Here is a 26565-nt window from a genome sequence, read left to right as displayed (position 1 = left end):
TTTATTTTTGGGGCTGAAACGATTTGTTACTTATGGATAAACCTTTAAAGTATGCGGTTTTTGGAGCAGGAAGTTGGGCAACTGCTATTGTAAAAATGCTTTGCGAAAATTTAGATGAAGTTGGCTGGTATATGCGAAGCGTTTATACTAAAGAACATTTGCTAAAAGAACAACATAACCCTAATTATTTAAGCTCGGTTGAGTTTCATTTAGAACAGCTAAAACTTAGTAACGATATTAATGAAATAGCAGCCTATGCCGATGTTTTATTTTTTGTAATCCCTTCTGCTTTTATTCATGGTGAATTACAAAAGTTAACTATTGATATCTCTAATAAAACCATTGTATCTGCCGTGAAAGGTATTATGCCCGAAACTGGGCTTTTAGTGGGCGAACATTTTCATGATGTTTATAATATTCCTTATGATAATATTGCAGTGATAGCAGGTCCTTGTCATGCTGAGGAGGTGGCTTTAGAACGCCTGTCTTATCTTACCATTTCTTGTTCGGATACAGATAAGGCGAAAACAATCGCGAATAAATTATCTAGCGATTATATAAAAACTAAAGTTAATGATGACATTATAGGTGTAGAATATGCCGTAATGTTGAAAAACATATATGCTATTGCTGCTGGAATTGCTCATGGTTTGGGTTATGGTGATAATTTCCAGAGTGTTTTAATGAGTAATGCTATACGCGAAATGAAACGTTTTATTAAGAAAATGCATAAAATGAAGCGTAATATTAATAACTCTGCCTACTTGGGTGATTTGTTAGTAACCGGTTATTCTGTTTTTTCCAGAAATCGTATGTTCGGTAATATGATCGGTAAAGGTTATACCGTAAAATCTGCTCAAATGGAAATGAATATGGTTGCCGAAGGTTATTATGCTACAAAAAGTGCTCATTTGCTCAATGAGAAAAACGCTAAAAAAACACAGCTTCCAATTATTAATGCAGTTTACCAAATTTTATATGAAGGTAAGAACCCTAAAAAGGTTTTTAAGAAATTAACTGAGAAGTTGGATTAAGAAATTAAAATTCCCTTTCTGTCATTGCGAGGAGCTTTTTAGCGACGTGGCAATCTGTTTAATTATTTTACGGGTATAATCTTATCTCGTGATTTTATATTACAATAAAAACTCTTTTATAAAACCACCTCGTCTTTAATTTCGATAATAACCAGAAAACGGAAGGGTTTATTTCACCAAAACTCCTTTCACCTGCATTAAAGGTATGGGCTGCAAAGCCTTTAAATTAATGGTGTTTTTTCTAAATAAGTATGTTTTATCAAACATCGTACTGCCCTCAAAAAAAGAAACTTTAAAAGTATTATTGAGGGCAAATAGCTCCTCTTGCATCAATTCTATTTTGGCGTAGCTTTTTTTCGGAAGTCTATCTAGTTTTTTTCTAAATACAGATGTTTTCTTATCATCAGAATAGCCACTGGTAACAATAAGGATCATTTCTAAATCAACTTCTTTATCATTTATTATATAAGCGTTCCAATCTTGCGTTTTGTAAATAGCATTGTATTCATTTACTACAGCTATATAAACGTCTTCAACTTTTGGTATTTGGATATCTTTTTTCACAACAACTAATTTTAGAGTGTAAAAATAAAGCATTTGTTCTAGCATTTAAAACATATGTACTTCAACCAAGGTAACTTATAGAGTAATTTTATAATTGTCGTTCTTAATGTTTTTGTATACTATCAAAAAAACATTTAAACTAAGTAGTAGCAACAAAAACCTTATAGTTTCACTATGATAAGCTACTCAATAGGACCATTGAATAAAAAAAACTGTTAAGTCTTTTTTAATTCATGTATTAATTAAAACCCAAACCGAATGAAATCTAAACTATTTATACTAATTGCCTTAGTTACCGTCACAAATCTAATAGGACAGACTTTGCAAGAAGCAGGCATCTCTGAAACGGCTCGTAATTTTATTAGAAACTCGGGGTTCGAAGAACAAATTATTAATGATGAGAGATTGCAATATTGCCTTAACGGCATTATTTATTCTGACCCTGCTCCAACAGGAGCGATATCAATAACAACAGTCAATCAGTTATTAAATAATATAACCGCAGGTACAATATCTTCTCCTAAGACATATTTTGTAGATGGAACCTTTGTTTTAAATGCAACTCAAACTATAAATATTCCATCTCATGTTATTGTTTATGTACGGGGAAGTATTTTTAAAACAGGAGATCATGATATAATTCTACCTGGAGCTACAGATTTAGGCCCTGAAAATAGTGATGAACACATATTTCTTATAAGTAATAGTAGAAACGTAAAACTTATTGGTATTGACAACCCTATCATTGAAAGTAACCCAGAAGGCGATGAATACAATAGAGCAACAGGATTTTACCTTCAAGGGAGTAATAACATAGAAATTAGAGGGTTTCATATAAAAAATGTATGGGAAGGTGTAAATTGTAGATGGGAAGTAGATAGGGCTTTAATTAGAAATAACTACATACAAAACACTAACAAAAGAGCTGTTTGGCTTTTAGGAGCCAATGAGTGCATAGCCGTTCATAATTTTATCGATAATGCTGGTTGGGATGGTTTTGACTGGGATGCATTCGCTGGAAGTAGAAGTCCTGACAACAGTGGAACACTTGATACTAGTGCATCGGCGATTGGAGCTCCTGTAGCTACACCTACAGGAAATCTAGGAAACACTGGCTTCGAAAATTTTGTTATCGGGTCAGGAAGATTTATGGGTTTTGTAGAAGAAGGTGCCAGAGACACTTTTATTGTAAATAATATTGGTTTTATGGCCAATTACCTTCCTGCCAATCCGATTCGATTAGGATTCCAATTAGGTTGGGCAGATAATGCAAGCTCAGAAGGGTTTATGAACGATACAGGACTTAGAACCGAAGATAATGTGTTTGTTTCTAATGTCATTTATAGACCAGAAGCTTACAATATAGAAGATCGAGCGGGAAGAGTTAGAGGTGGTGGTGAATATTTTGCAAAAGATGGCACAAACGCTGACCCTAATTTTGATAGAAAAGGACTTACTTACTTTTTCGCAAATGAAGGCTATGGTACATTAAAAGATGGCTCTCCTATTGGTCAAACCACAAATCCTGATTTCTTTAGGGATGCCATTTGGAACGACAATGTTCCTACAAATTTTGAATCTTTTGACAACCGATATGCTGATTTTAACCCTCAAACTAGAGTACAGGCTTTAAAAGATAAATTTCGTATTGGAACGACGACAACACTAACTCCTGAAGGTCCAGTCCCAGTTATTGAAGATAATTGTAACCAACCTCCAACGGGTTTAAAATTGCTTAGTGTTACTGCTAATACCATTACTTTTTCGTTTGACAATGAAGCTACTAATACAAGAACTTTTGAACTACGTTCTTATCCTCCAGGAACTTCCGATCCTTTTAATGTAAATACTAATTCCAATGGTTGGGCAGGTGCATCTGCTGGCGCAACAACCATTACAATGGGAGGAAGAACGGAAGGACAAGCTTATGATTTCTCCATACGAGCTTTATGTTCAGGACAAACCCCTGGAACTAGCTCACCCTCAGAAGTTGTTACACTTACATTTAGCCAGACGTTGAGTACAGAAGATTTTAAAACAGAAGCATCAAATATAATTATATATCCTAATCCAACAGCAGATATCATTAATATTGAATCTAAAAGTGATCTTAATACACTTGAAATCTACGATATAATCGGAAAGAAGGTTTCCAGTTATGGAAATAAAAAAGCTATCAATATAAGCTCTTTAAATCCAGGGATATATTTCTTAAAACTATCACTAGCAAATTCACAAAGTGTGATCACAAAACGGATCATCAAAAAATAAAGAATGACTAACTAAAGAAAGTATTACAAAGCACTTTTAAACTGCTCCAAGAAACGTACATCATTTTCACTTAATAAGCGAATATCACCAATTTGATGTAGTAACATGGCAATACGATCTATACCAACCCCAAAAGCAAACCCAGAGTATTCGGTTGGATCTATTTTACAGTTTTCTAAAACATTAGGGTCTACCATACCACAACCTCCAATTTCCAACCAACCGGTTCCTTTGGTGATTTTATAATCAGTTTCGGTTTCTAACCCCCAATACACATCTATTTCTGCACTAGGTTCTGTAAATGGGAAGTAAGATGGGCGTAATCGTATTTTAGATTTCCCAAACATCTCGGTAGTAAAATGTTGAAGCGTTTGTTTTAAATCTGCAAAGCTTACATCTTTATCTATATAAAGACCTTCAACTTGGTGGAAAAAACAGTGAGATCGTGCCGAAATGGCTTCATTTCTATATACCCTACCCGGTGAAATAGTTCGAATAGGAGGTGTGTTATTTTCCATATAACGTACTTGCACAGAACTAGTGTGTGTACGCAATAAGATATCTGGATTCGTTTGAATAAAAAACGTATCTTGCATATCGCGTGCCGGATGGTACTCAGGCAAGTTTAATGCTGTAAAGTTGTGCCAATCATCTTCTATTTCAGGACCTTCACTAACGTTAAAACCTATACGTGAAAAGATATCAATAATTTGATTTTTCACAATCGATATAGGATGTCGTGCACCAATCTGTATCGGCTCTCCCGGACGTGATAAATCACCATAAACACCTTTTACTTCTTCATTGCTCTCTAACTCTTCCTTTAAGGCATTTACTTTATCTTCAGCCGTTTTTTTAAGCTTGTTTATAGTTTGACCAAACTCCTTTTTCTGATCGCTGGCTATATTTTTAAACTCAGCAAAAAAGTCATTTAGTAATCCTTTTTTACCTAAATATTTTATACGAAACGCTTCAACCTCTTCCTTAGATTGGGTTTTAAAGGTTTCTGCTTCTGCAATGAGTTCTTTTATCTTATCTATCATAACACGCTTAAAATGATGGCAAATTTACTATTTTTTACGAGATTTATGTTAAGGATTGCTGTGGAAATCCTTTTGTTTTAGCAAAAGATTGTGGTCTTTTGGTTATTCTCAAGGCAGTCGTACAAATACGACTTGCGGCTTTAAAACCTAAAAATTTAAGCTATTCATAACTTCAATGTTCTCCATAACCCACATCATCCATTTTACCACTAAATACTTTGTATTGAATTATAAAGTATACTATAACCAGAATTAATGCTATAACAAACCAAATAATGCCTACAGAAAGTCCGTAAGCATCAGCAGCAACATTATACAACGTTAACGAAGGGTTTACATTGTTTGTCGATGGTAATACATTGGGAAATATGGAAGCAACTGTAGAAGCTAATCCGCCCACCAAAAACAAACTGGAAAACAAAAAGCCTAAACCATCTTTTTTAAAGCGCTTAATATTAAACAAGCCAAATAATCCTATAAACGTTATTAAAGGAAATACCCAAAGTATAGGGTAATCTATAAAATTATGAAATGGTTTTGGCTCTATAATATGCCAAATAAACAAAGAGAAAATCACCAATGCCAGAAGCACAAAATTGAGTTTAAAAATAACGTCTTTTAATTTTGGGTTTAAAGCCGAATTGGTTTTGTAAATAATCCAATTGGCACCATGAATAGTCAATACTATTACGCTTATAATGCCCAATAAGATCGTAAACCAATCAATAATACCTAATTGCTCTGCTTGTGGACTAAACGTAGGATTCCAAAGTGGTAAAAAGAAATAATGAGCTTCCTGCGTTGAAACACCATCTTTTACCATTCCAAGATTGACACCTCGTACTACGTTCCCAAGGGCTATTCCAAAAAACAATGCTAAAAGTAAACTGGCAATACCAAAAGCCCTATCCCAAATAGCTTCCCACATAGGGTGATGAATTTGCCCTCTTAACTCTAAACCAATGGCTCTAAAAATAAGCAACCACAAAATCATTATTAATGGTAAATAAAATCCACTAAACGACGATGCATATAAGGTAGGAAAGGCAAAAAACAAAATACCTCCAGCTGCAATTAGCCAAACTTCATTCGCATCCCAAAAAGGACCTATAGCATTTGTAATGGCTTTTTTATCTTTTTCCTTTTTTGCAAAAAAGAGATGAATAATGCCTGCTCCAAAATCGTAACCATCTAATACAACATAAGTGGCTAACATAAAAATTAAAACGATGTACCAAAAAATTTCCATAGTCTAATGCGTTTGTGGTTCTGGTCCTTTTCTAATTATTTTACCTGCGACTAATAAAAATAACAAGCCCAGTAAAAGGTAAAGCCCTATAAAACCTAATAAGGTAAATAATGTGTTTCCCGAAGATACTGTTGGCGAAGCGCCATCAGCAGTTCTTAATAAATTGTATACCAGCCATGGTTGTCTACCCAATTCTGCCGTATACCAGCCTGTTGTATTGGCGATATAGGGAAACGGAATCATAAACAATAAAGCCCACAGAATCCATTTTGTAGTGTATAATTTTTTTCGAATTAATTGAACAACAGCTAGAAACAGAAGTCCTATAAAAATAGTTCCTAATCCTACCATAATATGATAAGCATAGTACAACCCAGAAATATTAGTGGGATAATTCTCTTCTGGAAATTCGTTTAATCCTTTAACTTCTGTATCCCAATCACCATAAGTTAGAAAGCTTAATATATTAGGTACTGCAATTTTATTATCGAGTTTTTTATTTTTTACATCCGGCTGTCCTATTAAAACAATCTCGGCACCACCTTGTTCGGTATGAAAAATGCCTTCCATAGCCGCAAATGTTACTGGTTGGTATTTAACCACATTTTTAGCAAGTAAATCACCTGTTGGTATGGCCACAAGTATAGAAGCCACCAAGCCAAAAATAACACCTGTCTTTACAAATAGTTTACCAAATTCTGTATGTTTTTTACTTAACACATAAAATGCGCCTATTCCAGCTACAACAAATGAACTGGTTACTAAAGAAGCTGCCTGATTATGTAAATATGAAGGCCAAAGCCAAGGATTAGTAAACAGTGCTCCAAAATTGTTTAGTACAAATTTACCATTAGCCAGAATTTCGTAGCCTACCGGATTTTGCATCCAGGCATGTGTCGCAATAATAAGAAAGCCACTTGCCCAGGAACCTAAAAACACTAAGAAGCCAGTTAGAAAATGTAACTTATGCCCCAGTAATTTTTCTCCAAACAGAAATAACCCTAAAAAAGACGATTCCAAGAAAAAGGAAAACATACCTTCCATAGCCAATGTTTGTCCTATAATCCCTCCTGTGAGTTCGGAAAACTTAGCCCAGTTCGTTCCAAATTGAAATTCCATTGGAATTCCCGTAACAACACCCATAGCAAAATTAAGTGCAAAAATGCGCATCCAGAACTTGGCAGCATCATTATATTGTTCTAATTGTGTTTTGAGAAATTTCCATTTAAAATAGACTATCATTAAAGATAATCCCATGGTTAGTTGCGGAAATAAATAGTGGAATGTGATAGTAAATGCAAACTGCATTCTATCATAAAATAGCATTTCTTCCATTAAAGTAGATTTTGTGCAAATTTACGCAACAATGATTAATTTTTGCGTTGCTTTATGCTTCTTTTTCGCCTTTTTTAAGGTTAAAAAACGAGCTATTTTGCCCGAAATTTCTACCTTTTAACTACACTTAGAACAAACTTATACTTTTGCCCAAAATAAGATATTGAAATGAAAGGGTTTATTAGTAGTAATTATAGTTTCTATTTCTTATGCCAACTTATAAATAAATTCTTCAATCTCTGCCTGTCTTGCATTCGAAAAACCTTTATCGACACCAGTTTTTATAAATCTACATTTCTCTAAAACTTTTTGTGAGCCCAAATTATCAAATGCCACACGTCCAAAAATCGGTCTTGTGTTTTCAATGATCAAAAACTCTTTGAGCGCCATAGTTGCAATGCCTTTACCCCAAAAGCTTTTGTCTAACCAGTAAGAAATTTCGGCTTGCCCTTCTATTTCAAATTTTACAATACTTCCCACAACCGTTTCGTTATCCAAAATGGTACGTATATTTATTTTTGGATCGTCTAAAAGTTTCGTCCACTTTTCAAAATAGTCTGTTTTGTCTGTAGGGTCTTTAGAAGTAAAAGCAGCTAAATAGTTTGCTTCCTCGTTGAGTTGAAACAAAAAGAAATGTTCCAAATCGGTCTTTTCTGTTTGCCTTAGTCTTATTCGCTTATTATTTGTCATTTACTTTTGTATTAGGTAACGCCGTTTCTGCAATAAGACAACTATGGGATAACGATGAAACCTTATTTTATATACTCGGTTTCCAAAAAATAATTTACTATCGCTTCTTTCATTAAGACACTTTGTTCGCCTGCTTTTAAATGAGGAAGCGCTTCTAAGGCTTTGTAATGTGGCCATCCTTCACCATCTACAAAATCGAGAGCATAATACCCATATGGTACGAGTAGTTTGCAAATAGCAATATGCATGAGATCTAATTTCTGATCTTTCTTAAAACTTCTATCTAATTGCCCAAGCTCTTGCACACCTATTAAATAGATAATAGCATCAAGATCTAAAAGCTCTCCATCTGCAAATTGATCGGATAGTTTCCTGACTACCAATTGCCAACGTTCTTTTAATTGTTCGTCTCTAGACATAATAAATTTAAAGTTGTAAAGTTAATAAACCTAAGTGTGACTTATTATTTTATATTTGTTTAAATTCTAAAATTATGAGTGTTATAGACATTGTTTTAGGGGCATTAATTTTGTTTGGTCTTGTTCGTGGTTTTATGAAAGGACTTTTTGTTGAAATCGCTTCTCTCGTTGCCTTAATCGCAGGTGTTTATGGTGCCATTCATTTTAGCAATTTTGCTGGCGACTTTTTAGAAAGCAAAGTGGATTGGAATGAGAAGACTATTAACATTGTTGCTTTTGCCATAACTTTTGTAATCATCGTTCTGGCTATTGCTTTAGCTGGAAAAGCGCTAACCAAACTAGCAAATTTTGCAGCTCTTGGTATTATAAACAAGATTCTTGGAGGTGTTTTTGGTGGACTCAAAATTGCTTTAATACTAAGTGTGATTTTAATCGTTTTTGATAAAATGAACAATACTATTCCTTTTGCTGACGATAAAACATTAGAAGATTCTGCGCTTTATAACCCAGTTAAATCCTTAGTCCCTATGATTCTTCCAAGCATATTAGATGATACTGAGGAAGAAGATGATACCACGGAATCTAAAGACGAAGTTATCTAAAGCTTACTTGCTTCGATTACGCTCAGCACAAGCTGCTCTCAGTGATGGCAGAAAATTACTTTAAAGCCAGTTTTTTTACTAATTCAGATGATTCATTTAATACTTATTCATGCAGATTGGTTTTAATCCAATTCATACATTGTTTAAAACTATCAAATATGTGTTTTCTTGGGATTAAGTCGGGAATAATATCAATACGTTCCATCATATACCTAGGTTGTCTCAATAACCCAACAAACAACACTTCTATATTATTTTTGCTTAATTCCTGAAGCATATCTTCCATAGCGTATAAACCCGATTGATCCATATATTGCATGCGCCCTAATCTTATAACAACTATTTTAGCTGTATCTGGAATTTGTGCGGTTAATTGCTGAAAATCGCTCGTTGATCCAAAAAATAAAGGTCCTTTAAGGTGTTTAATGAACACCTCCTCTTTTAAACTATCCGGGAAGCCAGCTTCATCCGCCCAAGCTTCTTCTTTAAGTGGCTTCACATCCGAACGTTCTGCGGTTAAATCGCCTATTTTCTTCATAAACATTAAGGATGCTATTACAAGCCCGATACCTACAGCAAAAATTAAATCCCAAAAGGTAGACAGTAACAATACTGTAATCATTATAGTTACCTCAGAACTTAACTTCAAAGGGCCTATTTTTATATCTTTTGGTAAACTTGGTATGGCTTTTAATCCTTTATAATCCATTACACCGATACCTACTGTTATCAAGATGCCAGCCAGAACTGCTGCGGGTATTTTTGAAGCTATAGGCCCTAAAGCCAATAATATTATTAATAATAATATTCCAGCAATCATACCAGACAATTTCGTTTTACCTCCGGAGGTAATATTTACCACGGTTCTAATTGTTGCTCCTGCTCCTGGGATGCCTCCAAAAACTGCAGCTATACTATTACCAATACCTTGACCAACCAATTCTTTATTTGGCTTATGTTTTGTTTTAGTCATATTATCTGCAACCACACTTGTTAGTAAAGAATCGATTGCTCCTAATAAGGCCAAAGTTAACGCCGTAAAGAAATATGGTGTGACACTATTTAATTTAAAACTTGTAAAAATCTCTAAGTTTGGAATGGGTAGCCCACTAGGAATCTCTTCAATGGGTCTATAATCTAACCCAAAGCCAACTGCTACACCAGATACAACTATTAAGGCTACCAACGAACTTGGTATCGCTTTGGTAATTCGTTTAAAGCCATAAATAATAAAAATCGTGCTTAAGGATAAGATTAATTCCAACCAATTAATATTTTGTAAAGCCCTTGGTAAGATCTTTATTATTCCAAAAGCCTTTTTACTTTCGTTTTTAGCCAGAGTTTGGGACTCCTTTAAAATTTCATCTTGGGAAATGGCATTAGACCTAGATATCGTTTCCTGAAAGTCCTCTAACACTAAAATACCTTCTTTTTGCTCTTCTTCAATGATATTCCTAAGAATAACATTTTCGGCTTGTGGTTTAAATGTATTTACAAACTCCATATCTTCCTTCGGATAATACCCTACAGAAGGCAAAATTTGCGTTAGTATAATGATAACCCCTATGGCCGTCATAAATCCCGAAACTACAGGATAAGGAATATATCTTATGTATTTTCCTAAACCTAAAGCACCTAATCCAATTTGCATTAAACCTGCAAGCAAAAAAACCGTAAGAATTACCGGTAATGCTTTAGTAATATCTCCATCGTTTGTCGCTATAATGCCTGCAATTATAACCATACTCACGGCCGTCATAGGAGCCGTTGGTCCAGATATCTGCGTATTTGTACCTCCAAAAAGGGCTGCAAAAAAACTAATGAAAATTGCGCCATACAAACCTGCACTTGGCCCAAGTCCTGAAGATACTCCAAATGCAAGTGCTAATGGTAGTGCTACAATACCTGCTGTAATGCCGCCAAAAGCATCACCTCTGATGTTAGAAAAGAGATTTTTCATAATTAAAGTGAATTTTAGATTCCCTAATTTAACTCATCTTTGCTCAAAAAAAAAGCCCATACTTAGAGTATTGGCTTTTTTTTAACTAATAGTCGATCTAGAATGTCACAAAAGTTATAATATTTAGTTGATCTCTACTTGTAGTTTCAAAGAATTGATTCATATAACCAACTTCAAGTCTTATGTCTTTATTAATATTATAACCTAGCCCGGCATATACCCTGTTTCTGTCGAAAATTGACGTTTGAGTATTCAAAAATATTTCGTTGTAAGCAGAAAAATAATATTTACTGCTTTGATCTTCCTTATTACATAAGGGAATGTTTAGTGCTAAAAAATAACGAAAACGCAATTTAAAATCGTCTTCAACAAAACGTTGCTCAAATCTATAACGATGATTTAATTTTACGCTCCCTACTTTTTGTTTTGATGTGAATTGTTGAAATATTCTATGCTCGTTTACAGAAACTTTATCGTCGGTGTCGCCTAAGTAATTTTCAGACAGTATATATCCATACCCCAGTAATACATTGTTTTTACTTTCGTTAAATGTATATCCTAAACCTGTTCTTAAAAGTAACTGTTCGAGGTCACCAATAGCATCATAATTTCTGTATTGAACTTCGTTGTGAATATTCCACTTTTGGTTAATTTTTTTGTTTCCTATGTATATTAACCAATTACCAAAATTGCTGTCTTGACTTTGCATAAGTATGGGCAGCATTAATGCTACTACACTTATTTTCATATTATTCTTTTTCATCTATAAGAATAAACCGGTTTATTCATAGAAGGTTACTGCTCCCGAATTAATATCGTACATACCTCCAATAATCATGATCTCGCCATTATTCTGCATGTCTGCAAGAACATCACTCTCTTTCATGATCCTTTCAATGTTTAACAACACATTCTTCTTTGCAACATTATCTACAAACTCAATATTTTTTGAATTTCTTAAACTTGAATCTGTAGGTTCTGTAACGGCATTAACCGCTGGCGTGATTTTTTCAAGAAGTGCTGTTAAGTTACCTAGTTTAGCATCATCGCAAGCTCCTTTTACAGCGCCACAACTCGTATGACCCAATACAACAACAAGTTTGGTTCCTGCTAATTTACAAGCAAACTCCATACTTCCTAATATGTCCTCGTTAACAAAATTTCCTGCAATCCTTGCGCTAAAAATATCGCCTATACCTTGGTCGAAAATTAATTCTGAAGATACTCTAGAATCTATACAACTTAAAACTGTTGCAAATGGATATTGTCCGTTACTTGTATCATTTACCTGTTCCAATAAATCTCTATCGGCTTTTTTGCTGTCTAAAAATCTTTGGTTTCCTTCTTTTAATAATTCCAATGCTTTTTGAGGCGTTATTGCCGCTTGTGTTTCTTGCGTATGTGCTTTCATTATATCTTAATTAAATTTATATTTTAAATTACTGTACTAGTAGTCTTTCTCCTCCCGTAACCAAAAACGAGACATTGAGCTTGCCTATATAAGTCTTAATATCGGATGCCGCTTTGTTTTCGTTTTTTGAGGTACGTTTCTTTTCTCTATTTACGCATAACAAGTTAATATTACTTTTCGACACATAATTAGAAAGCTTATCAATAGTATTGTCATTTGGTTCAAATACATATTCAACCATTTTTTTGTCCATATGCTTTTTCGCATTTGGGGCCGTATCTGAATCGTCTTTACCAATTTTAAAGGATTTTAATGGCTCTTGAGTATGATTTATCAGGTCTTCAATAAATTCAAAATTAGATGATTCTTCGACTCCGTTAAGCATACCAAGAGATATTTCTTTATTTGGTTCTAATACGTTATCATTATCTGCCAGCATGATTGCACCCTCATGTTCTTTAAGAATAAAACGTGTAATACCATCTCCCAAGATATTAAGTCTTTTAGGCTTTCTTTTTCCTAAAACAATGATATCTGGTTTATTAGTCTTAATGTATTTACGTAATTCATCTTTTACGTTTCCATAGGCAAACGAATAGTCTATGTTTAGTCCGTAATCTTCAGAAATGGGTTTTATTAAACTTTGTATTTCCTTTTCAATTGTAAAATGTTCTTTATTTATTGTGCGCATAGCAGACAATTGATTTTCTTTTTTTACAATGTCGGTAGGTTTCTTAACATGGAAAAACTGTATATCTCCATTTATCATTTTGGCTAAACTTGTCGTGCTTTTTAACGTTGTACTTGTCGATTTTTTTAAATCTGAAAGTACTAATATTTTATATTTATTCATAATTTCTAGGTTTAGGCTGATTTAGGTCTTAATTTAAAAAATTCAATAAAGCTTGACGGGTTCTCAACAACACCTCGTTCTGAAACCAATTTGATATCGATATGTTTTTCTTTTGCTTTAAAAGCAAAATCCTCTAAAATTTCAATAATATCGTTATCCAGATATCTTGTTTTTCTAACATCTAATTCCAAATAAGTATCTCTTGGTAAGGCATCTAATTCTTTAAGTATAGCTCCTTTATTAAAAAACGTTACTTCTTCTGCAAAAGTCATTTTTATTTTATGCTTCCCATTACTTTTATCTTCAATATGTAAGAAGTGTGAGTTTTGGTAACTTTTAATAAGAATAACAATAATACCTACACCAAGTCCAAGTCCTATTCCATATAACAGGTCTATAAATACTATCCCTGCAACTGTTACTGTAAATGGTATCCATTGTTTCCAACCTAAATCATACATTTTTTTGAATAATGAAGGTTTAGCCAACTTATAACCAACAATTAATAGGATAGCTGCTAAAACTGATAATGGAATCATATTTAATAATCTCGGAATTAAAATCACCGAAATAATTAAGAACAATCCATGAATAATTGCAGACATTTTAGACACCCCTCCAGACTGAATATTAGCAGAACTCCTTACAATTACCTGAGTTATAGGTAAACCGCCTATCATTCCCGAAAGAATGTTTCCGGTACCTTGTGCTAATAACTCTCTGTTTGTAGGTGTTACGTTTTTGTTAGGGTCTAGTTTATCTGTTGCTTCTACGCATAATAAAGTTTCTAAACTAGCAACTAAAGCAATGGTAAAAGCTACTACCCAAATATCTGGATTTGTAATTGCAGCGAAATTAGGAAAGCTAAATTGCCCAAAAAATGAAGCTGCATCTTCTGGAACAGGGACACTTACTAAATGAGATGATGCTATAGATAAAGTATCATGTGAACTTGTTAAATAGTAATAAACTATTCCAACTACAACAGCCACTAATGGCCCTTGTATTAATTGAAATATCTTAGCTTTTTTTGTTAATACTCTATCCCAAAGAATCAATATGCCCAGTCCAATTAATCCAATTAAAGCAGATCCCAATTTTATATGATTAATAGTACCTATTAATTCTGAAAAAGTTCCTTTACTATCTACTTCAAAGAAATGTATGTTACCATCTGCACTAGCATCGTAGCCAAAGAAATGTGGTATTTGTTTAAGAATGATTATTATACCAATACCTGTTAGCATCCCTTTAATTACGGAAGACGGGAAATAATACCCAATAATACCGGCTCTTAAAACACCAAATAATAATTGAATAACACCCCCTAGAACCACAGCAACTAAAAAGTTTTGATAGCCTCCTAAAGTTCCTATAGCGGCCAATACAATAGCTGCTAATCCGGCAGCCGGTCCACTAACTCCAATTTTTGATCCACTTAATGAACCAACAACAATACCTCCAACAATTCCGGCAATTAAGCCTGAAAAAAGAGGTGCTCCACTTGCCAATGCAATACCAAGACATAATGGTAATGCGACAAAAAATACGACTATACTCGCTGGCAAGTCATTTTTAATAGTTTTAAACATGAAAAATAAGTTTTTACTCCTGTGATGTAAATCAAAGAATGGTTAAGTTGAAAATTACTAGGGTTTAAAAGTCTGAAAAATGTTATTGTAAATATTTCGACTAGCCTGCTCTGAACTAAGTCAATAAAGACTCAGCATAAATCAAGGTCCAAAAATCTCTGACATTCTGATAAAACAAATGTTTAATTTCAAAGAGATTCTTAGCCTGTGACAAGCAAGTTGCCAGGTTTGAATAACACTTTTAGACACCCCTTTTTAGTGTTTTAGAATTACTGTATGTGTAAATCTGGGGGAGGGGAAATAATATTTAAATGTGGTTTAGAATAACTTTTAGAGTAATATTGTAAGCTATTCTTTTTCTTTTTAAGAGCCAAACCAACTTCGTTTTCATTGAACTCAAAAAATAAGATTTCGGAATTTTTGTCTTTTTTACTACCTTTTTTTTCTTCTTCCTCAGATGAGTCGAAAAGGAAAGACACATCAATAGAATCGTCTATTACAGTCACTATGGTTGGTGCAGTTAGAAGCACCATAAAAAATATCGATAAACTTATAGATACTATATTTCTAGACATTCTGTTAAAAAAATAATGAAAAGCAAATATATACTATTTTTTGTTAAAGAAATATTAAATATTATTCAACATTTTAATGTCTTTTGAATTTACCCATCCTGTCTTACCGTCAGAGAGTCTTATTTTTTTCCAATCATTGTAAGATTCCAGAACCTGTACTTTCGTACCTTCATGCAGCCTAAAGGCTTCTTCACTTCTTGGGTTTGGGTCGTTTTTCACTTTACTTTCTTGCTCGAATACAATCGCTGGATTATCCTTTTTATCCAGATTGTACTTATGAAATGCAAAGGCTAACGATACACACAGTAAAAATAGAGATGCCAAGCTCCCAATAAATGTTAAGCGCTTATTTAGTGTAGAAAAGGCAAAATAGTAAATGAGAAATAAAACAACAAAACAAAACACCAAACCTACTGCTACTCTGGCCCAATTGTCGAAACTCATGGTATGGGTAACATTATTTAAAAGCTTAGCAAGACCCGCTTCTGGTACAACATCAATAGCATCTATGGTCATGTTTTGGGCAAACGACAGATTGTTCTTAATATCTGGATCATTAGGAGCCAATTGTAACGCTTTTTCATAAAAGTAGATACTTGGTGCTATATTGTTTAGTTTATAGTGTGCATTGGCTAAATTGAAATACAAATCGGCTGAATGATTACCAGTTTCTAAAATAGCCCTATAATTATCTATAGCTTCGGCATATTTATCTTCATTATACAACGCATTGGCTTTTTCGAATAATGTTTGGTTTTGACAAAAAGCGGTTAAGCTTAACAAAAACGATACTATGTAAAAAACTTTTTTCATCTTAACGTGCTTGTTTATCTATTAAAGAAATTGTTTTTGCTGCTTTTTCATAATCTTCCTGCATAGTAACAATATCTATTGGTGTATACCTCGCTAATTCACAGTTTTGTACAATGGCAATAAAATCGTTTATAACGCCATCGTCAACTTGCTTTTCTTTTAGCAAACTACTAATCTTATCTTTACTTAAATCGTTAGTTTCTATGTGTAATCTTGCTTTTAAGTAATTATGCAATGCTTTCTCTAATGCTATATAAAACGCTTCTTTTTTTCCTAACGATTTTTTAGCGCTACTTAAGTATTTCTTTGCCAGCTTATCTGCCTTTCTTATTCTATTACCATATACATCGGCATCTCTGGTTGCTTTTTTCTTACGAACTACTATGGCTAAAGGAATTGCTAAAAAGGGCAATAACAATAGGCTCCAAAACAGATTTGTTTTAAAGAAGTAATTTGTTTTGGTGCTAATAAAATTGGTTTTGGTTTTAATAAAAGCAAATTGGTCGTTATTTAAAACAACACGTTGTTTAACACTATTTGAAGGATTATCGCTTGAGGTGTCACTGGCGCTATTTGTAGGGCCATTTAAAACATCAATTACAATCTCGTCGGATGTTAATCGTTTATAACTTTCTGTTTTTAAATCGAAATACGAAAACGAAATACTTGGTATAGGGTATTTTCCCTTGAATTGCGGCACAACGGTATAACTATCTGAAATACTCCCTCTCATACCAGAAAGGTTTGTTTTAACCTGTTCTTCATGCTCGGGCTCATATACCTCTAATGAACTCGGTAACGAGATCTTTGGCAGCTTAAATAGCTTTAAATTACCATTACCTTTAACGGCCACTTTTACCTGAAATGATTCTGAAGCATCTAGTACTTTCTTTGATGCTATAACATCCAGTTTGAAATCACCAACAGCTCCTGCAAAATCTACTGGTTTTCCAGCATCGGGAAGCGGTTTAACATTAATTGTTTTATTCCCGGCAGACACGGTTTTGTTAACACGTGTCATTAAAAGGCTTCCAAAAATATCCCTCCTGTTGGAAGGTACGCGTAAAGCGATATCCAAACTTAACGGTTCTATATTTAGTTTACCTGTTTTTTGAGGATATAGCACTGCTTTTCGTAAAACCAAAAAGCGATAATCTTTTCCTTTAAAGGTTCCGTTTTGAACTTTTTGTCCTTGGGTATTTATATTCTGACTCCAGAAATCGTTGTACCTCGGACTATCAATCTCATTCCAGCTATCTACGGCAATTGTTGGCGATACGTATAGTTTGTATACAACCGTAATGGCTTCGTTTAAATAGGGATTTGTTTTTGAAACTTCTGCTACTAAATGAATATTCTCTGATGCGATGTAATTTGCATCATTCGGGTCTTTTGGCTTATCTACTGCTGCTGTAACCTGAATATTTATAGGCAACGTTTTATAGGTTTCGCCATCAATAACAATAGTTGCTTGTTTTATGGTGAAGTTCCCACGCTTTTTTGGCGCTAAAAAGTAACTATAGGTCTTCTTATAGGTTCTTACGCCATTAATCCATGAATTGCTTACGGATTGATTAGGACCACCTACTACTGTAAAGTTTGAAAAGTTTGGAGGGTTAAAATTGTCCCCATCTTTATTCATTTCAAAGTCAATACGCAAGCGCTCGTTAATACCCAGTTTTTGTTTGCTTACTTTCGCCTCAAATTTAACTTGGGCAGAAGTAATACTTGCTGTAAGTATTAATAGTAGTATTGATATGTGTTTAATCAGTTTCATAATAATTAACGAACAACGATTAGCGATTTTTGATATTTGAATTTTTACTTCTCGATGTTTTAATACTGGCAACAAAAATAGATACTAATTGATTATTTTCATCTAAAGCTTTATTCATTTTAACTTGATTTCCATTAAATAAATTAGCTTTATTAATTATCCTTAAACAGTTATATGATTCTCTAAGTTCCTTTAAACAGATTCCCATTTTATGAACAAAATCTTTATGAGATTCGGCACTCCTAGCTTCTCCATAATTGAGAGCAGGAGAACCTGAAGAACGTATTAATTGGTTTCCGTAATAATTACCTGCATAACTATTTTTCACATCTTCTATTAAGTTAATTATCGAAACAGCAAAATCAATTATTCTTTCTTCTAAATCATTTGTTTTCATCGATACTTATTCTCAATTCAAAACTTGTTAATCAAAACTCGTTAATCGTTAATCTACCAGTCCTTTTCCGTTTTAATTTTGGCACCTTTTTCTTTTACCGCATTCATTTTTTCCTGAACTTTTTGTTCTTGATTGTTCATGGCTTCCAATAAATTTTTTATTTGCTGTGGCGACATTTGTCCAGGTTTTGGCTTGGGCTTTTGTTTATCTTTCTGTTCATCTTCTCCCTTACCTTTATCTTTTTTGTCGTCTTTTGGCTTTCCTTCATCATCTTTTTTGTCCTGGTCGCCTTTGTCTTTTTGATCCTCGTTATTTTGATCTTTTTGGTCTTTCTGATCTTTTTTATTCTCGTTATCTTTTTTGTCTTGATCGTCTTTATTCTGATCCTTCTTTTTATCGTCCTTATTTTGGTCTTGCTGATCTTTCTGCTGTTCTGCACAAATCTTAGCTATTCCTAAATTGTAACGTGTTTCGTTGTCTGTTGGATCGTTTCTCAAAGCACTTTTAAAGGCTTCAACGGCTTCCTTGCACTTTTTATTCTGCATTAAAATATTGCCGATGTTATGATATGCTTTATGCTTTTCCGATTTTGAAGTAGTAGCCTTTGCAGCTTGCTCATGACGATAAAGAGCTTCTTCGTAATTACCTTCTTTATAATACGCGTTTCCTAAATTGTAAATTCCAGCTACCGTATTTGGTTGTTTAGAAATAGCTTGTCTGTATGCCATTTCTCCAGAAACAAAATCGTCATTATTTATTGAATTATTTCCCTCATAAACATAGCCATTAGCCTTTTTTAACGCTAACCTTTGTGCTTTATCATCTTCTTCCTGAGCAAAAGAAGCTATTGAGGTAATGCATGTTAATAGAACTAATACTATCTGTTTCATTTTTTTTATTTCTAAGATATAAAACCTTATACTTTTGTTCGTTAAAAAATTTATAAAAGTTTAAATCGAGTTAGTTAATCCCTTTTTAAAGAGAACTAAAGATTCTCGTTAAACAAATTCAGTTTTTTTAACCAAGCTGTCTTACGCTCCAATAGAAAAACATCTAATAGCAAAAGGAAAATTCCAAATCCTAAAAACCATTGAAATTGATCTTTAAAATCGGCAAATTGCTTGGCTTCAAATTCTGTTTTATCCATGCTGTTTAAAATTTCACGAATATTTTCAACAACATCGTTTGTACTTTCCCCATTTATATAAGCGCCATTAGCTTCATCTGCTATAGCTTTAAGCGTTTCTTCATTTAAACGAGTAATAACGGTTTCTCCCTTGCTATCCTTCTTGTAGTTTAAAACAATACCATTTCGCCTCTCTGGAATAGGCCCACCTTTTACATCACCCACACCTATTGTAAATATTCGAATGCCTTCTTCATTGGCTTCCTCTGCTATAGCAGCCGCTTCTTCGCTATGATCTTCACCATCCGAAATAATAACCAGTACTCGATTGGTTTGCTGTTCATCATCAAAATAGGTTTTTGCTAATTTAATGGCTTCGTTTATAGCAGTTCCTTGTGATGATAGCATATCGGTATTCATGCTCTGTAAAAACATCTTAGCAGACGCATAATCTGTTGTAATGGGTAACTGCGGAAATGCTTTCCCTGCGTATGCTATTATACCAATGCGATCGCTCGCCAAATTATTGATAATCTGGGTAACGAGTTGTTTTGATTTTTCTAACCTATTTGGCGCAATATCTTCTGCCAACATACTCTTAGATACATCGATAGCAAATACAATATCTACACCTTCTCGTTTAACCGTTTCTAGTTTTGTACCTATTTTGGGATTTACCAATGCTATTGCCAAACAAGCAAAAGCAAGGCTCAAAACCCCTATTTTTAAAACTGATTTGAATACGGATGTATTTGGGCTTAACTTTTTAAGCAATCTTTTATCTGCAAATTTGTTTTGTGTTTTATATTTCCAAAACTGAAGCATCAAAAAGAATAGGATTATTACTGGAATAATACCTAATGCCCAAAACCATATTTTCTCTTCTAATTGATACATTATTGTTTATTTGTTTGCCGTGAATTCGTTTATTTGTTTTGCCACGAATTCACAATACTTCTATACTCAAATTCTCTATAAAGCCTCTATTTCAAAGCCTTTTCTCTAATACGTGTCTACATTTCTTTAAACGAAGCTTCTAAAAATCGTAAAGCGCAACAGCAATTCTATAATGAGTAATAGTCCTGCAAGGATAACTAACGACCTGTATTTCTCTTCGTAATTATAAAATTTAAATTCTTCGATTTCTGTTTTTTCCAGCTTATTAATTTCATCATAAATCTCTTCCAATTTCCTATTATCTGTAGCTCTAAAATATTTACCTCCAGTAACGTTGGCAATTTCTTTTAACAGCTCTTCGTCAATCTCCACTTGAATACGTCCGTATTGGAATGAACCATTAGGCAAAATACGAACTGGCGAGAGTGCCATTCCGTTTGTTCCTAAACCAATGGTATAGGTCTTTATGTCGTATTCAACCGCAAGTTCGCTAGCAATTTTAGGATCGATAAACCCTGAATTGTTTACACCATCGGTTAACAAAATAATCACCTTACTGGTAGCTTTACTATCTTTTAATCGGTTTACTGATGTTGCCAGCCCCATACCTATAGCAGTCCCACCTTCAATAATATTATTATATTGTATACTCTTTAAGGATCTTATTACTATAGCTTTATCACTAGTTATTGGTGTTTTTGTATAGCTTTCTCCAGCATATTCTACCAGACCAATTCTATCGTTTGGCCTGCCTTTAATAAATTCTGCCGCTACTTTTTTTAACGCTTCCAATCTATTTGGTGATAAATCCTTAGCCAACATACTTGCAGAAACATCTATAGCCATTACAATATCTATCCCTCTGGTCGTTTTTGTTTTCGTTGAAACATCTACTGTTTGGGGTCTAGCCAATGCCATAATTAATAAAGCTAATGCAACCAAACGCAAAACGAATAATAAGTGCTTTAGTTTTGGCAACCAGGAATTGGTAATTTTAAAGCCTTTTAAGCTTGATATTTTTAGCTCTGCGGTTTGCTTTTTGTGTTTTAATATGTACCATAGTACAGCTAGCGGAAGTGCTAGCAATAACCAGAAAAATTCTTTATTTAAAAATTCGATTCCCTCAAACATTATTCTTCCGCTTTTTTAAGTTCTATTGAATTTAAAATTCGCTCAACTATTTGATCTGCATAAACATCATGTTCCCTCCAGAAAAGCAATGCTTGCTGTACAACATTTTCTGATGTGAATGCTAAAATAGTATACTTCCCTTTTTCAACTTTGTCCGACTTTGGCACAGGCATCTCCAACGTACCGTAAACTTTTAGTCCTTCAGCGCCATTTGGAGTAACAAACTTGTCGTTCTTTGTTATGATATTCTGAGCTCCAGATGCTTCAAGGGTTTTAAAATTTCCATCTATAGCATTTTGTAAATCTATTTTGTTTTCACCTAAATTTTTGTACTTGGATGTAGCAACTACAATATTAAACTTATCAATTAAACTACCATATCCAAACATGGTTACCTCAACCTGTTGAGCCAATTCTTCTGGTATACCAGAATCTATTCTTTTTAATACTTTTGGTGTCGAAAGTGTTATAGGTGGTACGCCATAATCACTAGTTACCCAATCACCTTCTAAAAGCTCTATGCTCTCGTGACCAATAATAGTATCTTTAACATAATTGAAACCAAATTTTATTGAAAAACCTACGAAAGTAGCTATTATTAAAAACAGACTTATTGCTACCGTTATTATAATTTTCTTTCGGGTCTTTTTACGCTCTAATTCCTCTCTATACTTTTCATCTAAAAGCTTCTCTTCTTCCGTTGGTTCTGGGAGCACTTCTTTTACATGATCAATTTCGTTATCAATCGTATTCCTGTCTAATTCGGCTAATGCAATATCTGGTGCAGACTTTGCAAATTTCACTAAATCGGCTCGTTTTAAAATACTTTCTATATTTTTAATAGTCTCCGGACTTAAATCAATCTGATTACCTTCCTTAAGTAATCGAAGTCGACTAATTAACTCATCGGTAGTACTTTCCAAAGAATGATCGTATACCTTTTCATCTAAGTACTTCCTGATGATTCCTGTTAATTCCGAATAATATTCTTTTAATTCCTCGTGTTCTAAATAATGGCTTTCATCCAGTTTTTTAAGAGCCATTTTAGCTCTATCATAAGGTGGAAGTAATGCAATTTGTTCTTCCTCAGTTAGCGGCTTTTTTCTCCATATAAACCAAAACAGCAAAAAGGCCACTATACCAATTATTAGAAGAGTAATCAGTACATATTTCCACCAATTACTTGAAGGTTTTTTAACATCAATAATGGGCTTGATATCGTACAACCCTTGCTTTGTAGTATCAACAACTATATTCCTAACTTCAACCTTTAGGGAATCTGTAAAAAAGGTTTTATCGCCAACAATTATTTTTTGCCTTGGAATGGTATAGGCTCCAGAATCGAATTGCGTTAAGCCATATTTTTTAATCAGATTGTACTTGTCGTTCTTTTTTAAGGTGTCTATTTCATAAGATTCGATCATTTCCAGAGGCGTAAATGTTTGTCCTTCCGGAAAAACCACCAAACTTGTAGTATCTGTTTCTACCTGAATATGATATGTAATCTGCTCACCTATTTTTATAGATGTGGAATCGACTGCTGAAGTGACTTGAGAATATGAGACAAAAGTGAATAGGCAAAAGACAAAAGATAACAAGATTGAAGGTCGAATGCCGAAGACTTGACTCCTATGTTTATTCTGAACTATATTTTTAAACTTTAAACTTTTCACTTTAAACTAAAATTTATCCTCTTCTTTTAAAATACCCCAGAAGCTTTTTCACATAGCTTTCGTCTACGCGACAATCTATTGCCCCTGCACCCGATTTTGTAAAACTTTCTTTATAATAGTCTACTTTTTCCTTGTAGAAAGTGCTGTAATTAAGTCTGACTTTTTTCGATGATGTATTTACCAACATGAATTCTCCGGTTTCTTCATCTTCCATTTCTACCATTCCTAAATTTGGTATGCTTACTTCGTGTTTATCGTAAACCCGTATACCAGTTACATCATGTTTCCCTGAAACAATTTTCATGGTTTGGTCGTAATCGTCGGCAATAAAATCGGACAGTACAAACACTATGGCTTTTTTCTTCATGACGTTTTGCATAAACTTTAATGCTTCTGCCAAATTTGTCTGTTTGCTTTCCGGTTTAAACTCGATAAGTTCCCGAATGATACGAAGCACGTGCGAACGTCCTTTTTTGGGTGGTATATAAAGCTCTACCTTATCGGAAAATAAGATGAGACCAATTTTATCGTTGTTTTGCGTGGCAGAAAACGCTAAGGTTGCTGCTATTTCTGTAACCACTTCGTTTTTAAACTGCTGTTCTGTTCCAAACAGCTCAGAACCCGATATATCTACCATAAGCATCATGGTAAGTTCTCGTTCTTCTTCAAAAACCTTTACATAGGGTTCGTTGTAACGTGCTGTTACGTTCCAATCTATATTTCGAACATCGTCCCCAAATTGATACTGGCGCACTTCACTAAAAGTCATACCACGCCCCTTAAAGGTTGAATGATATTCCCCTCCAAATATATGATCAGACAAACGACGCGTCTTAATCTCTATTTTTCGTACTTTTTTTAGTAATTCTTTAGTATCCATTTTTTCAGTATGCAGTATGCAGTAACCAGTATTCAGTCGCAATTAATTTAACTGCAAACTGTAGACTGAACACTGAGTACTCGTTTTTATGGTACTTCTATTTCGTTTACGATTTTATTGATAATATCAACTGAAGTTACGTTTTCGGCCTCGGCCTCGTAAGTAATCCCTATTCTATGTCTTAATACATCATAAACAACAGCACGAACATCTTCTGGAATTACATAACCACGACGCTTAATAAAAGCATAACATTTAGCCGCTGTTGCTAAATTGATACTTCCACGTGGCGATGCCCCAAAAGAAATAAGAGGTTTTAAATCTGCTAGTTTATATTTCTCAGGATATCGTGTTGCAAATATGATATCCAGAATGTATTTTTCAATTTTTTCGTCCATGTAAACTTCTCGAACAACCTCTTGAGCTTTTAGTATTTGCGAAACAGGAACCACGGGATTTACTTTATCCCAAGCCCCTTTTAAATTCGCTCTCATGATTAATTGTTCTTCGTCAATCTTCGGGTAGTCGATAACCGTTTTTAACATAAAACGGTCAACCTGAGCTTCTGGTAACGGATAAGTCCCTTCCTGCTCTACAGGATTTTGTGTTGCCATTACTAAAAATGGCTTATCTAATACAAACGTTTCGTCGCCAATAGTCACCTGTTTTTCCTGCATGGCTTCAAGTAATGCCGATTGTACTTTTGCTGGCGCTCTATTAATCTCATCTGCTAACACAAAATTAGCAAATATAGGTCCCTTCTTTATCGAAAAATCATTAACCTTCATATTGTAGATTAATGTTCCCGTAACATCGGCTGGTAATAAGTCTGGGGTGAATTGTATTCTGCTAAAGCTTCCATCTACTGCTTGCGCCAAGGTATTAATAGCCAAGGTTTTTGCTAACCCAGGAACACCTTCAAGCAAGATATGCCCTCGACCTAACAACCCAATAAGTAACCGTTCTACCATATGTTTTTGGCCTACAATTACTTTATTCATTTCCAACATCAGTAAATCAACAAAAGCGCTCTCCTTTTCAATTTTCTCATTAATTGTCTTAATATCAATTGTACCTGTTTCTTGCATCTTCTTTATTTTTTTAAAGCCCGAATATAATAAGCTTATTTGAGCAATGCAAATTGTTAAAATTTTTCTTCTAAACCTGTTAAGGATTGGTTAAAATATTCAATAAACGCAGTTAATAATTCATTAAAACAAAAGAACAACTTCTTACGAAGTTGTTCTTAACATTTGGGCTTTTTTTGAAGTAAAGTATTTACTCAAAACTAATCCTTTAAAATCGATTTTAAAGAATTGACTGAATAACGGTAGTTTGCCCATTAATCACTTGTATATTAGAAATCTTTGTTACTTTATATTTAGAATTTTCATCTACAGGTGTTAATACCACCTCGTAAGTTCCGGTAGGAACGCCCCAAAGGGCAAAATCACCTGCATAATTCGTATAAGCCGATATAACTTCGTCGTCTTCGGTTTCTGGCGTTTCTTTTGTGTCTACAACAGATACAATGGTTGGTTCGTCTGGAGGGGAAACAGATCCTTCTATAATTCCAGAACTCGCATCAGTTGCCACTCGCATCTCCGACCTTAAACTAATACCTCCTATTTTTCCTGTAACTGAAACAGGTTCAATGTTAAAATCTAAAACAAAATCATAAGCATAGCCAGCTTCAATTGCAGCATCTAATTCTAATTTTAAATCCTGTCCCTTAGCATCACCCAATACTAGTTTTATTTGTTCTAAAGTTCCAGACTTAATGGGAAATTCGTTCACTAAAAGTTCATTGAAGTCTCCTGTTATACCAGATAAGCTCTCTCCTTTTTGTTTTGAATTAAGCGATAGCCATTCATTTTCCTCATCCATTTTAATCATCACATCAAAAATCCCAACATTTTCTGCCTCAAAATTTCCAGACTCATCTGCTAGTTTTATCGAAATGGTTGGTGGTACTTGTGCACCTACATTATTTGTTTCAAAATTTTTGCACCCGAAAAAAGAAACAACTAGTGAAACAAGAAGAATTGATTTTAGCTTAGTCAAGGTCTTCATATATAATTCCCATTTAAAAGCTATGGTTTTACCTCTATGAATTTGATGCTATGCAGTCTTTAATAAATTAAGAAAAATATATGTTTTAGGTATGCAACTTAGAATTGCCACTCTTAACACCTAATAACAAATTCATAGCCAGAGCTTAATTATAATTTAATAACAATAATACGATATTAAACCAGTTTTAAGTATTTTTA

General features: G+C 33.9%; 25 protein-coding genes. 3 read left to right on the top strand and 22 right to left on the bottom strand.

Annotated features, from left to right (window positions below):
- The first annotated feature begins 32 nt into the window (after positions 1-32).
- A complete protein-coding gene (locus C1H87_RS13490) occupies positions 33-1034 on the top strand; it encodes an NAD(P)H-dependent glycerol-3-phosphate dehydrogenase (RefSeq protein ID WP_102756318.1) in 1002 nt (333 codons plus the stop codon).
- A gap of 168 nt (positions 1035-1202) precedes the next feature.
- Here the strand turns inward: C1H87_RS13490 and C1H87_RS13485 are convergent, their stop codons facing one another.
- Positions 1203-1598, bottom strand: coding sequence for a hypothetical protein (locus C1H87_RS13485; RefSeq protein WP_102758268.1), 396 nt, complete (start codon positions 1596-1598; stop codon positions 1203-1205).
- A 258-nt stretch (positions 1599-1856) separates the two neighbouring features.
- Here C1H87_RS13485 and C1H87_RS13480 point away from each other — a divergent pair, with 258 nt between their 5' ends.
- Positions 1857-3869 (top strand): T9SS type A sorting domain-containing protein, encoded by a 2013-nt coding sequence (locus C1H87_RS13480; RefSeq protein WP_102756317.1) that lies wholly within the window; start codon positions 1857-1859, stop codon positions 3867-3869.
- 23 nt (positions 3870-3892) lie between these two features.
- On the opposite strand, the gene pheS is transcribed toward C1H87_RS13480, so the two are convergent.
- From pheS to C1H87_RS13455, 5 genes are all read right to left on the bottom strand, one after another.
- On the bottom strand, positions 3893-4912 hold the full coding sequence (gene pheS / locus C1H87_RS13475) for a phenylalanine--tRNA ligase subunit alpha (RefSeq protein ID WP_102756316.1): 1020 nt from the start codon (positions 4910-4912) through the stop codon (positions 3893-3895).
- 172 nt (positions 4913-5084) lie between these two features.
- Positions 5085-6161, bottom strand: a complete 1077-nt coding sequence (gene cydB, locus C1H87_RS13470; protein ID WP_102756315.1) for a cytochrome d ubiquinol oxidase subunit II — start codon at positions 6159-6161, stop codon at positions 5085-5087.
- Positions 6162-6164: 3 nt separating this feature from the next.
- Positions 6165-7496 carry a cytochrome ubiquinol oxidase subunit I gene (locus C1H87_RS13465; protein WP_102756314.1) on the bottom strand — a complete coding sequence of 444 codons (1332 nt, stop codon included), beginning with the start codon at positions 7494-7496 and terminating at the stop codon, positions 6165-6167.
- Positions 7497-7703: 207 nt separating this feature from the next.
- Positions 7704-8186: a GNAT family N-acetyltransferase gene (locus C1H87_RS13460; RefSeq protein WP_102756313.1), complete on the bottom strand. Its 483-nt coding sequence runs from the start codon at positions 8184-8186 to the stop codon at positions 7704-7706.
- A 62-nt stretch (positions 8187-8248) separates the two neighbouring features.
- The gene (locus C1H87_RS13455; protein WP_102756312.1) at positions 8249-8605 is read right to left on the bottom strand and encodes a hypothetical protein; all 357 of its coding nucleotides are present in this window, start codon (positions 8603-8605) and stop codon (positions 8249-8251) included.
- A gap of 74 nt (positions 8606-8679) precedes the next feature.
- Between C1H87_RS13455 and C1H87_RS13450 the strand changes: the two genes are divergently transcribed.
- Entirely contained in the window at positions 8680-9207 is a 528-nt protein-coding gene (locus tag C1H87_RS13450) for a CvpA family protein (protein ID WP_102756311.1), read from the top strand.
- A 103-nt stretch (positions 9208-9310) separates the two neighbouring features.
- On the opposite strand, the gene C1H87_RS13445 is transcribed toward C1H87_RS13450, so the two are convergent.
- From C1H87_RS13445 to C1H87_RS13370, 16 genes are all read right to left on the bottom strand, one after another.
- On the bottom strand, positions 9311-11167 hold the full coding sequence (locus C1H87_RS13445; RefSeq protein WP_102756310.1) for a SulP family inorganic anion transporter: 1857 nt from the start codon (positions 11165-11167) through the stop codon (positions 9311-9313).
- 97 nt (positions 11168-11264) lie between these two features.
- The gene (locus C1H87_RS13440; protein ID WP_233783130.1) at positions 11265-11915 is read right to left on the bottom strand and encodes a DUF2490 domain-containing protein; all 651 of its coding nucleotides are present in this window, start codon (positions 11913-11915) and stop codon (positions 11265-11267) included.
- Between the two features lie 33 nt (positions 11916-11948).
- Complete coding sequence (locus C1H87_RS13435; RefSeq protein ID WP_102756308.1) at positions 11949-12578, bottom strand: carbonic anhydrase family protein; 630 nt, start codon at positions 12576-12578, stop codon at positions 11949-11951.
- A gap of 28 nt (positions 12579-12606) precedes the next feature.
- A complete protein-coding gene (locus tag C1H87_RS13430; protein ID WP_102756307.1) occupies positions 12607-13431 on the bottom strand; it encodes a universal stress protein in 825 nt (274 codons plus the stop codon).
- A gap of 11 nt (positions 13432-13442) precedes the next feature.
- A complete protein-coding gene (locus C1H87_RS13425) occupies positions 13443-15023 on the bottom strand; it encodes a SulP family inorganic anion transporter (protein WP_102756306.1) in 1581 nt (526 codons plus the stop codon).
- 269 nt (positions 15024-15292) lie between these two features.
- Complete coding sequence (locus C1H87_RS13420) at positions 15293-15598, bottom strand: hypothetical protein (RefSeq protein WP_102756305.1); 306 nt, start codon at positions 15596-15598, stop codon at positions 15293-15295.
- Positions 15599-15652: 54 nt separating this feature from the next.
- On the bottom strand, positions 15653-16411 hold the full coding sequence (locus tag C1H87_RS13415) for an SH3 domain-containing protein (RefSeq protein WP_102756304.1): 759 nt from the start codon (positions 16409-16411) through the stop codon (positions 15653-15655).
- Position 16412: 1 nt separating this feature from the next.
- On the bottom strand, positions 16413-18188 hold the full coding sequence (locus C1H87_RS13410; RefSeq protein WP_102756303.1) for a BatD family protein: 1776 nt from the start codon (positions 18186-18188) through the stop codon (positions 16413-16415).
- 19 nt (positions 18189-18207) lie between these two features.
- Entirely contained in the window at positions 18208-18585 is a 378-nt protein-coding gene (locus C1H87_RS13405) for a four helix bundle protein (protein WP_102756302.1), read from the bottom strand.
- A gap of 53 nt (positions 18586-18638) precedes the next feature.
- On the bottom strand, positions 18639-19475 hold the full coding sequence (locus tag C1H87_RS13400; RefSeq protein WP_102756301.1) for a tetratricopeptide repeat protein: 837 nt from the start codon (positions 19473-19475) through the stop codon (positions 18639-18641).
- 95 nt (positions 19476-19570) lie between these two features.
- Entirely contained in the window at positions 19571-20608 is a 1038-nt protein-coding gene (locus C1H87_RS13395; protein WP_102756300.1) for a vWA domain-containing protein, read from the bottom strand.
- 126 nt (positions 20609-20734) lie between these two features.
- Positions 20735-21739, bottom strand: a complete 1005-nt coding sequence (locus C1H87_RS13390) for a vWA domain-containing protein (RefSeq protein ID WP_102756299.1) — start codon at positions 21737-21739, stop codon at positions 20735-20737.
- Positions 21739-23340, bottom strand: coding sequence for a hypothetical protein (locus C1H87_RS13385; protein WP_394337965.1), 1602 nt, complete (start codon positions 23338-23340; stop codon positions 21739-21741). Before C1H87_RS13385 ends, C1H87_RS13390 begins: the two co-directional genes overlap by 1 nt.
- A gap of 85 nt (positions 23341-23425) precedes the next feature.
- Positions 23426-24292, bottom strand: coding sequence for a DUF58 domain-containing protein (locus C1H87_RS13380; RefSeq protein WP_102756298.1), 867 nt, complete (start codon positions 24290-24292; stop codon positions 23426-23428).
- An 86-nt stretch (positions 24293-24378) separates the two neighbouring features.
- Positions 24379-25380 (bottom strand): AAA family ATPase, encoded by a 1002-nt coding sequence (locus tag C1H87_RS13375; protein WP_102756297.1) that lies wholly within the window; start codon positions 25378-25380, stop codon positions 24379-24381.
- A gap of 220 nt (positions 25381-25600) precedes the next feature.
- Entirely contained in the window at positions 25601-26365 is a 765-nt protein-coding gene (locus tag C1H87_RS13370) for a DUF4382 domain-containing protein (protein WP_102756296.1), read from the bottom strand.
- Between the last annotated feature and the right edge of the window lie 200 nt (positions 26366-26565).

Source organism: Flavivirga eckloniae (genome assembly GCF_002886045.1).
Lineage (GTDB): Bacteria > Bacteroidota > Bacteroidia > Flavobacteriales > Flavobacteriaceae > Flavivirga > Flavivirga eckloniae.
Note: the sequence above shows the minus strand (reverse complement) of the source record. Positions and strands in the feature narration are given on the sequence as shown.

Coding starts and splice junctions, on each gene's coding strand:
- C1H87_RS13480 (WP_102756317.1), top strand. CDS start 1,857: ATGAAATCTAAACTATTTATACTAATTGCCTTAGTTACCGTCACAAAT.
- C1H87_RS13445 (WP_102756310.1), bottom strand. CDS start 11,167: ATGAAAAATCTCTTTTCTAACATCAGAGGTGATGCTTTTGGCGGCATT.
- C1H87_RS13405 (WP_102756302.1), bottom strand. CDS start 18,585: ATGAAAACAAATGATTTAGAAGAAAGAATAATTGATTTTGCTGTTTCG.
- C1H87_RS13435 (WP_102756308.1), bottom strand. CDS start 12,578: ATGAAAGCACATACGCAAGAAACACAAGCGGCAATAACGCCTCAAAAA.
- C1H87_RS13430 (WP_102756307.1), bottom strand. CDS start 13,431: ATGAATAAATATAAAATATTAGTACTTTCAGATTTAAAAAAATCGACA.
- C1H87_RS13410 (WP_102756303.1), bottom strand. CDS start 18,188: ATGAAACTGATTAAACACATATCAATACTACTATTAATACTTACAGCA.
- C1H87_RS13425 (WP_102756306.1), bottom strand. CDS start 15,023: ATGTTTAAAACTATTAAAAATGACTTGCCAGCGAGTATAGTCGTATTT.
- C1H87_RS13370 (WP_102756296.1), bottom strand. CDS start 26,365: ATGAAGACCTTGACTAAGCTAAAATCAATTCTTCTTGTTTCACTAGTT.
- C1H87_RS13415 (WP_102756304.1), bottom strand. CDS start 16,411: ATGAAAAAAGTTTTTTACATAGTATCGTTTTTGTTAAGCTTAACCGCT.
- C1H87_RS13460 (WP_102756313.1), bottom strand. CDS start 8,186: ATGACAAATAATAAGCGAATAAGACTAAGGCAAACAGAAAAGACCGAT.
- cydB (WP_102756315.1), bottom strand. CDS start 6,161: ATGGAAATTTTTTGGTACATCGTTTTAATTTTTATGTTAGCCACTTAT.
- C1H87_RS13420 (WP_102756305.1), bottom strand. CDS start 15,598: ATGTCTAGAAATATAGTATCTATAAGTTTATCGATATTTTTTATGGTG.
- C1H87_RS13375 (WP_102756297.1), bottom strand. CDS start 25,380: ATGCAAGAAACAGGTACAATTGATATTAAGACAATTAATGAGAAAATT.
- C1H87_RS13390 (WP_102756299.1), bottom strand. CDS start 21,739: ATGTTTGAGGGAATCGAATTTTTAAATAAAGAATTTTTCTGGTTATTG.
- C1H87_RS13400 (WP_102756301.1), bottom strand. CDS start 19,475: ATGAAACAGATAGTATTAGTTCTATTAACATGCATTACCTCAATAGCT.
- pheS (WP_102756316.1), bottom strand. CDS start 4,912: ATGATAGATAAGATAAAAGAACTCATTGCAGAAGCAGAAACCTTTAAA.
- C1H87_RS13395 (WP_102756300.1), bottom strand. CDS start 20,608: ATGTATCAATTAGAAGAGAAAATATGGTTTTGGGCATTAGGTATTATT.
- C1H87_RS13455 (WP_102756312.1), bottom strand. CDS start 8,605: ATGTCTAGAGACGAACAATTAAAAGAACGTTGGCAATTGGTAGTCAGG.
- C1H87_RS13490 (WP_102756318.1), top strand. CDS start 33: ATGGATAAACCTTTAAAGTATGCGGTTTTTGGAGCAGGAAGTTGGGCA.
- C1H87_RS13440 (WP_233783130.1), bottom strand. CDS start 11,915: ATGAAAATAAGTGTAGTAGCATTAATGCTGCCCATACTTATGCAAAGT.
- C1H87_RS13465 (WP_102756314.1), bottom strand. CDS start 7,496: ATGGAAGAAATGCTATTTTATGATAGAATGCAGTTTGCATTTACTATC.
- C1H87_RS13380 (WP_102756298.1), bottom strand. CDS start 24,292: ATGGATACTAAAGAATTACTAAAAAAAGTACGAAAAATAGAGATTAAG.
- C1H87_RS13450 (WP_102756311.1), top strand. CDS start 8,680: ATGAGTGTTATAGACATTGTTTTAGGGGCATTAATTTTGTTTGGTCTT.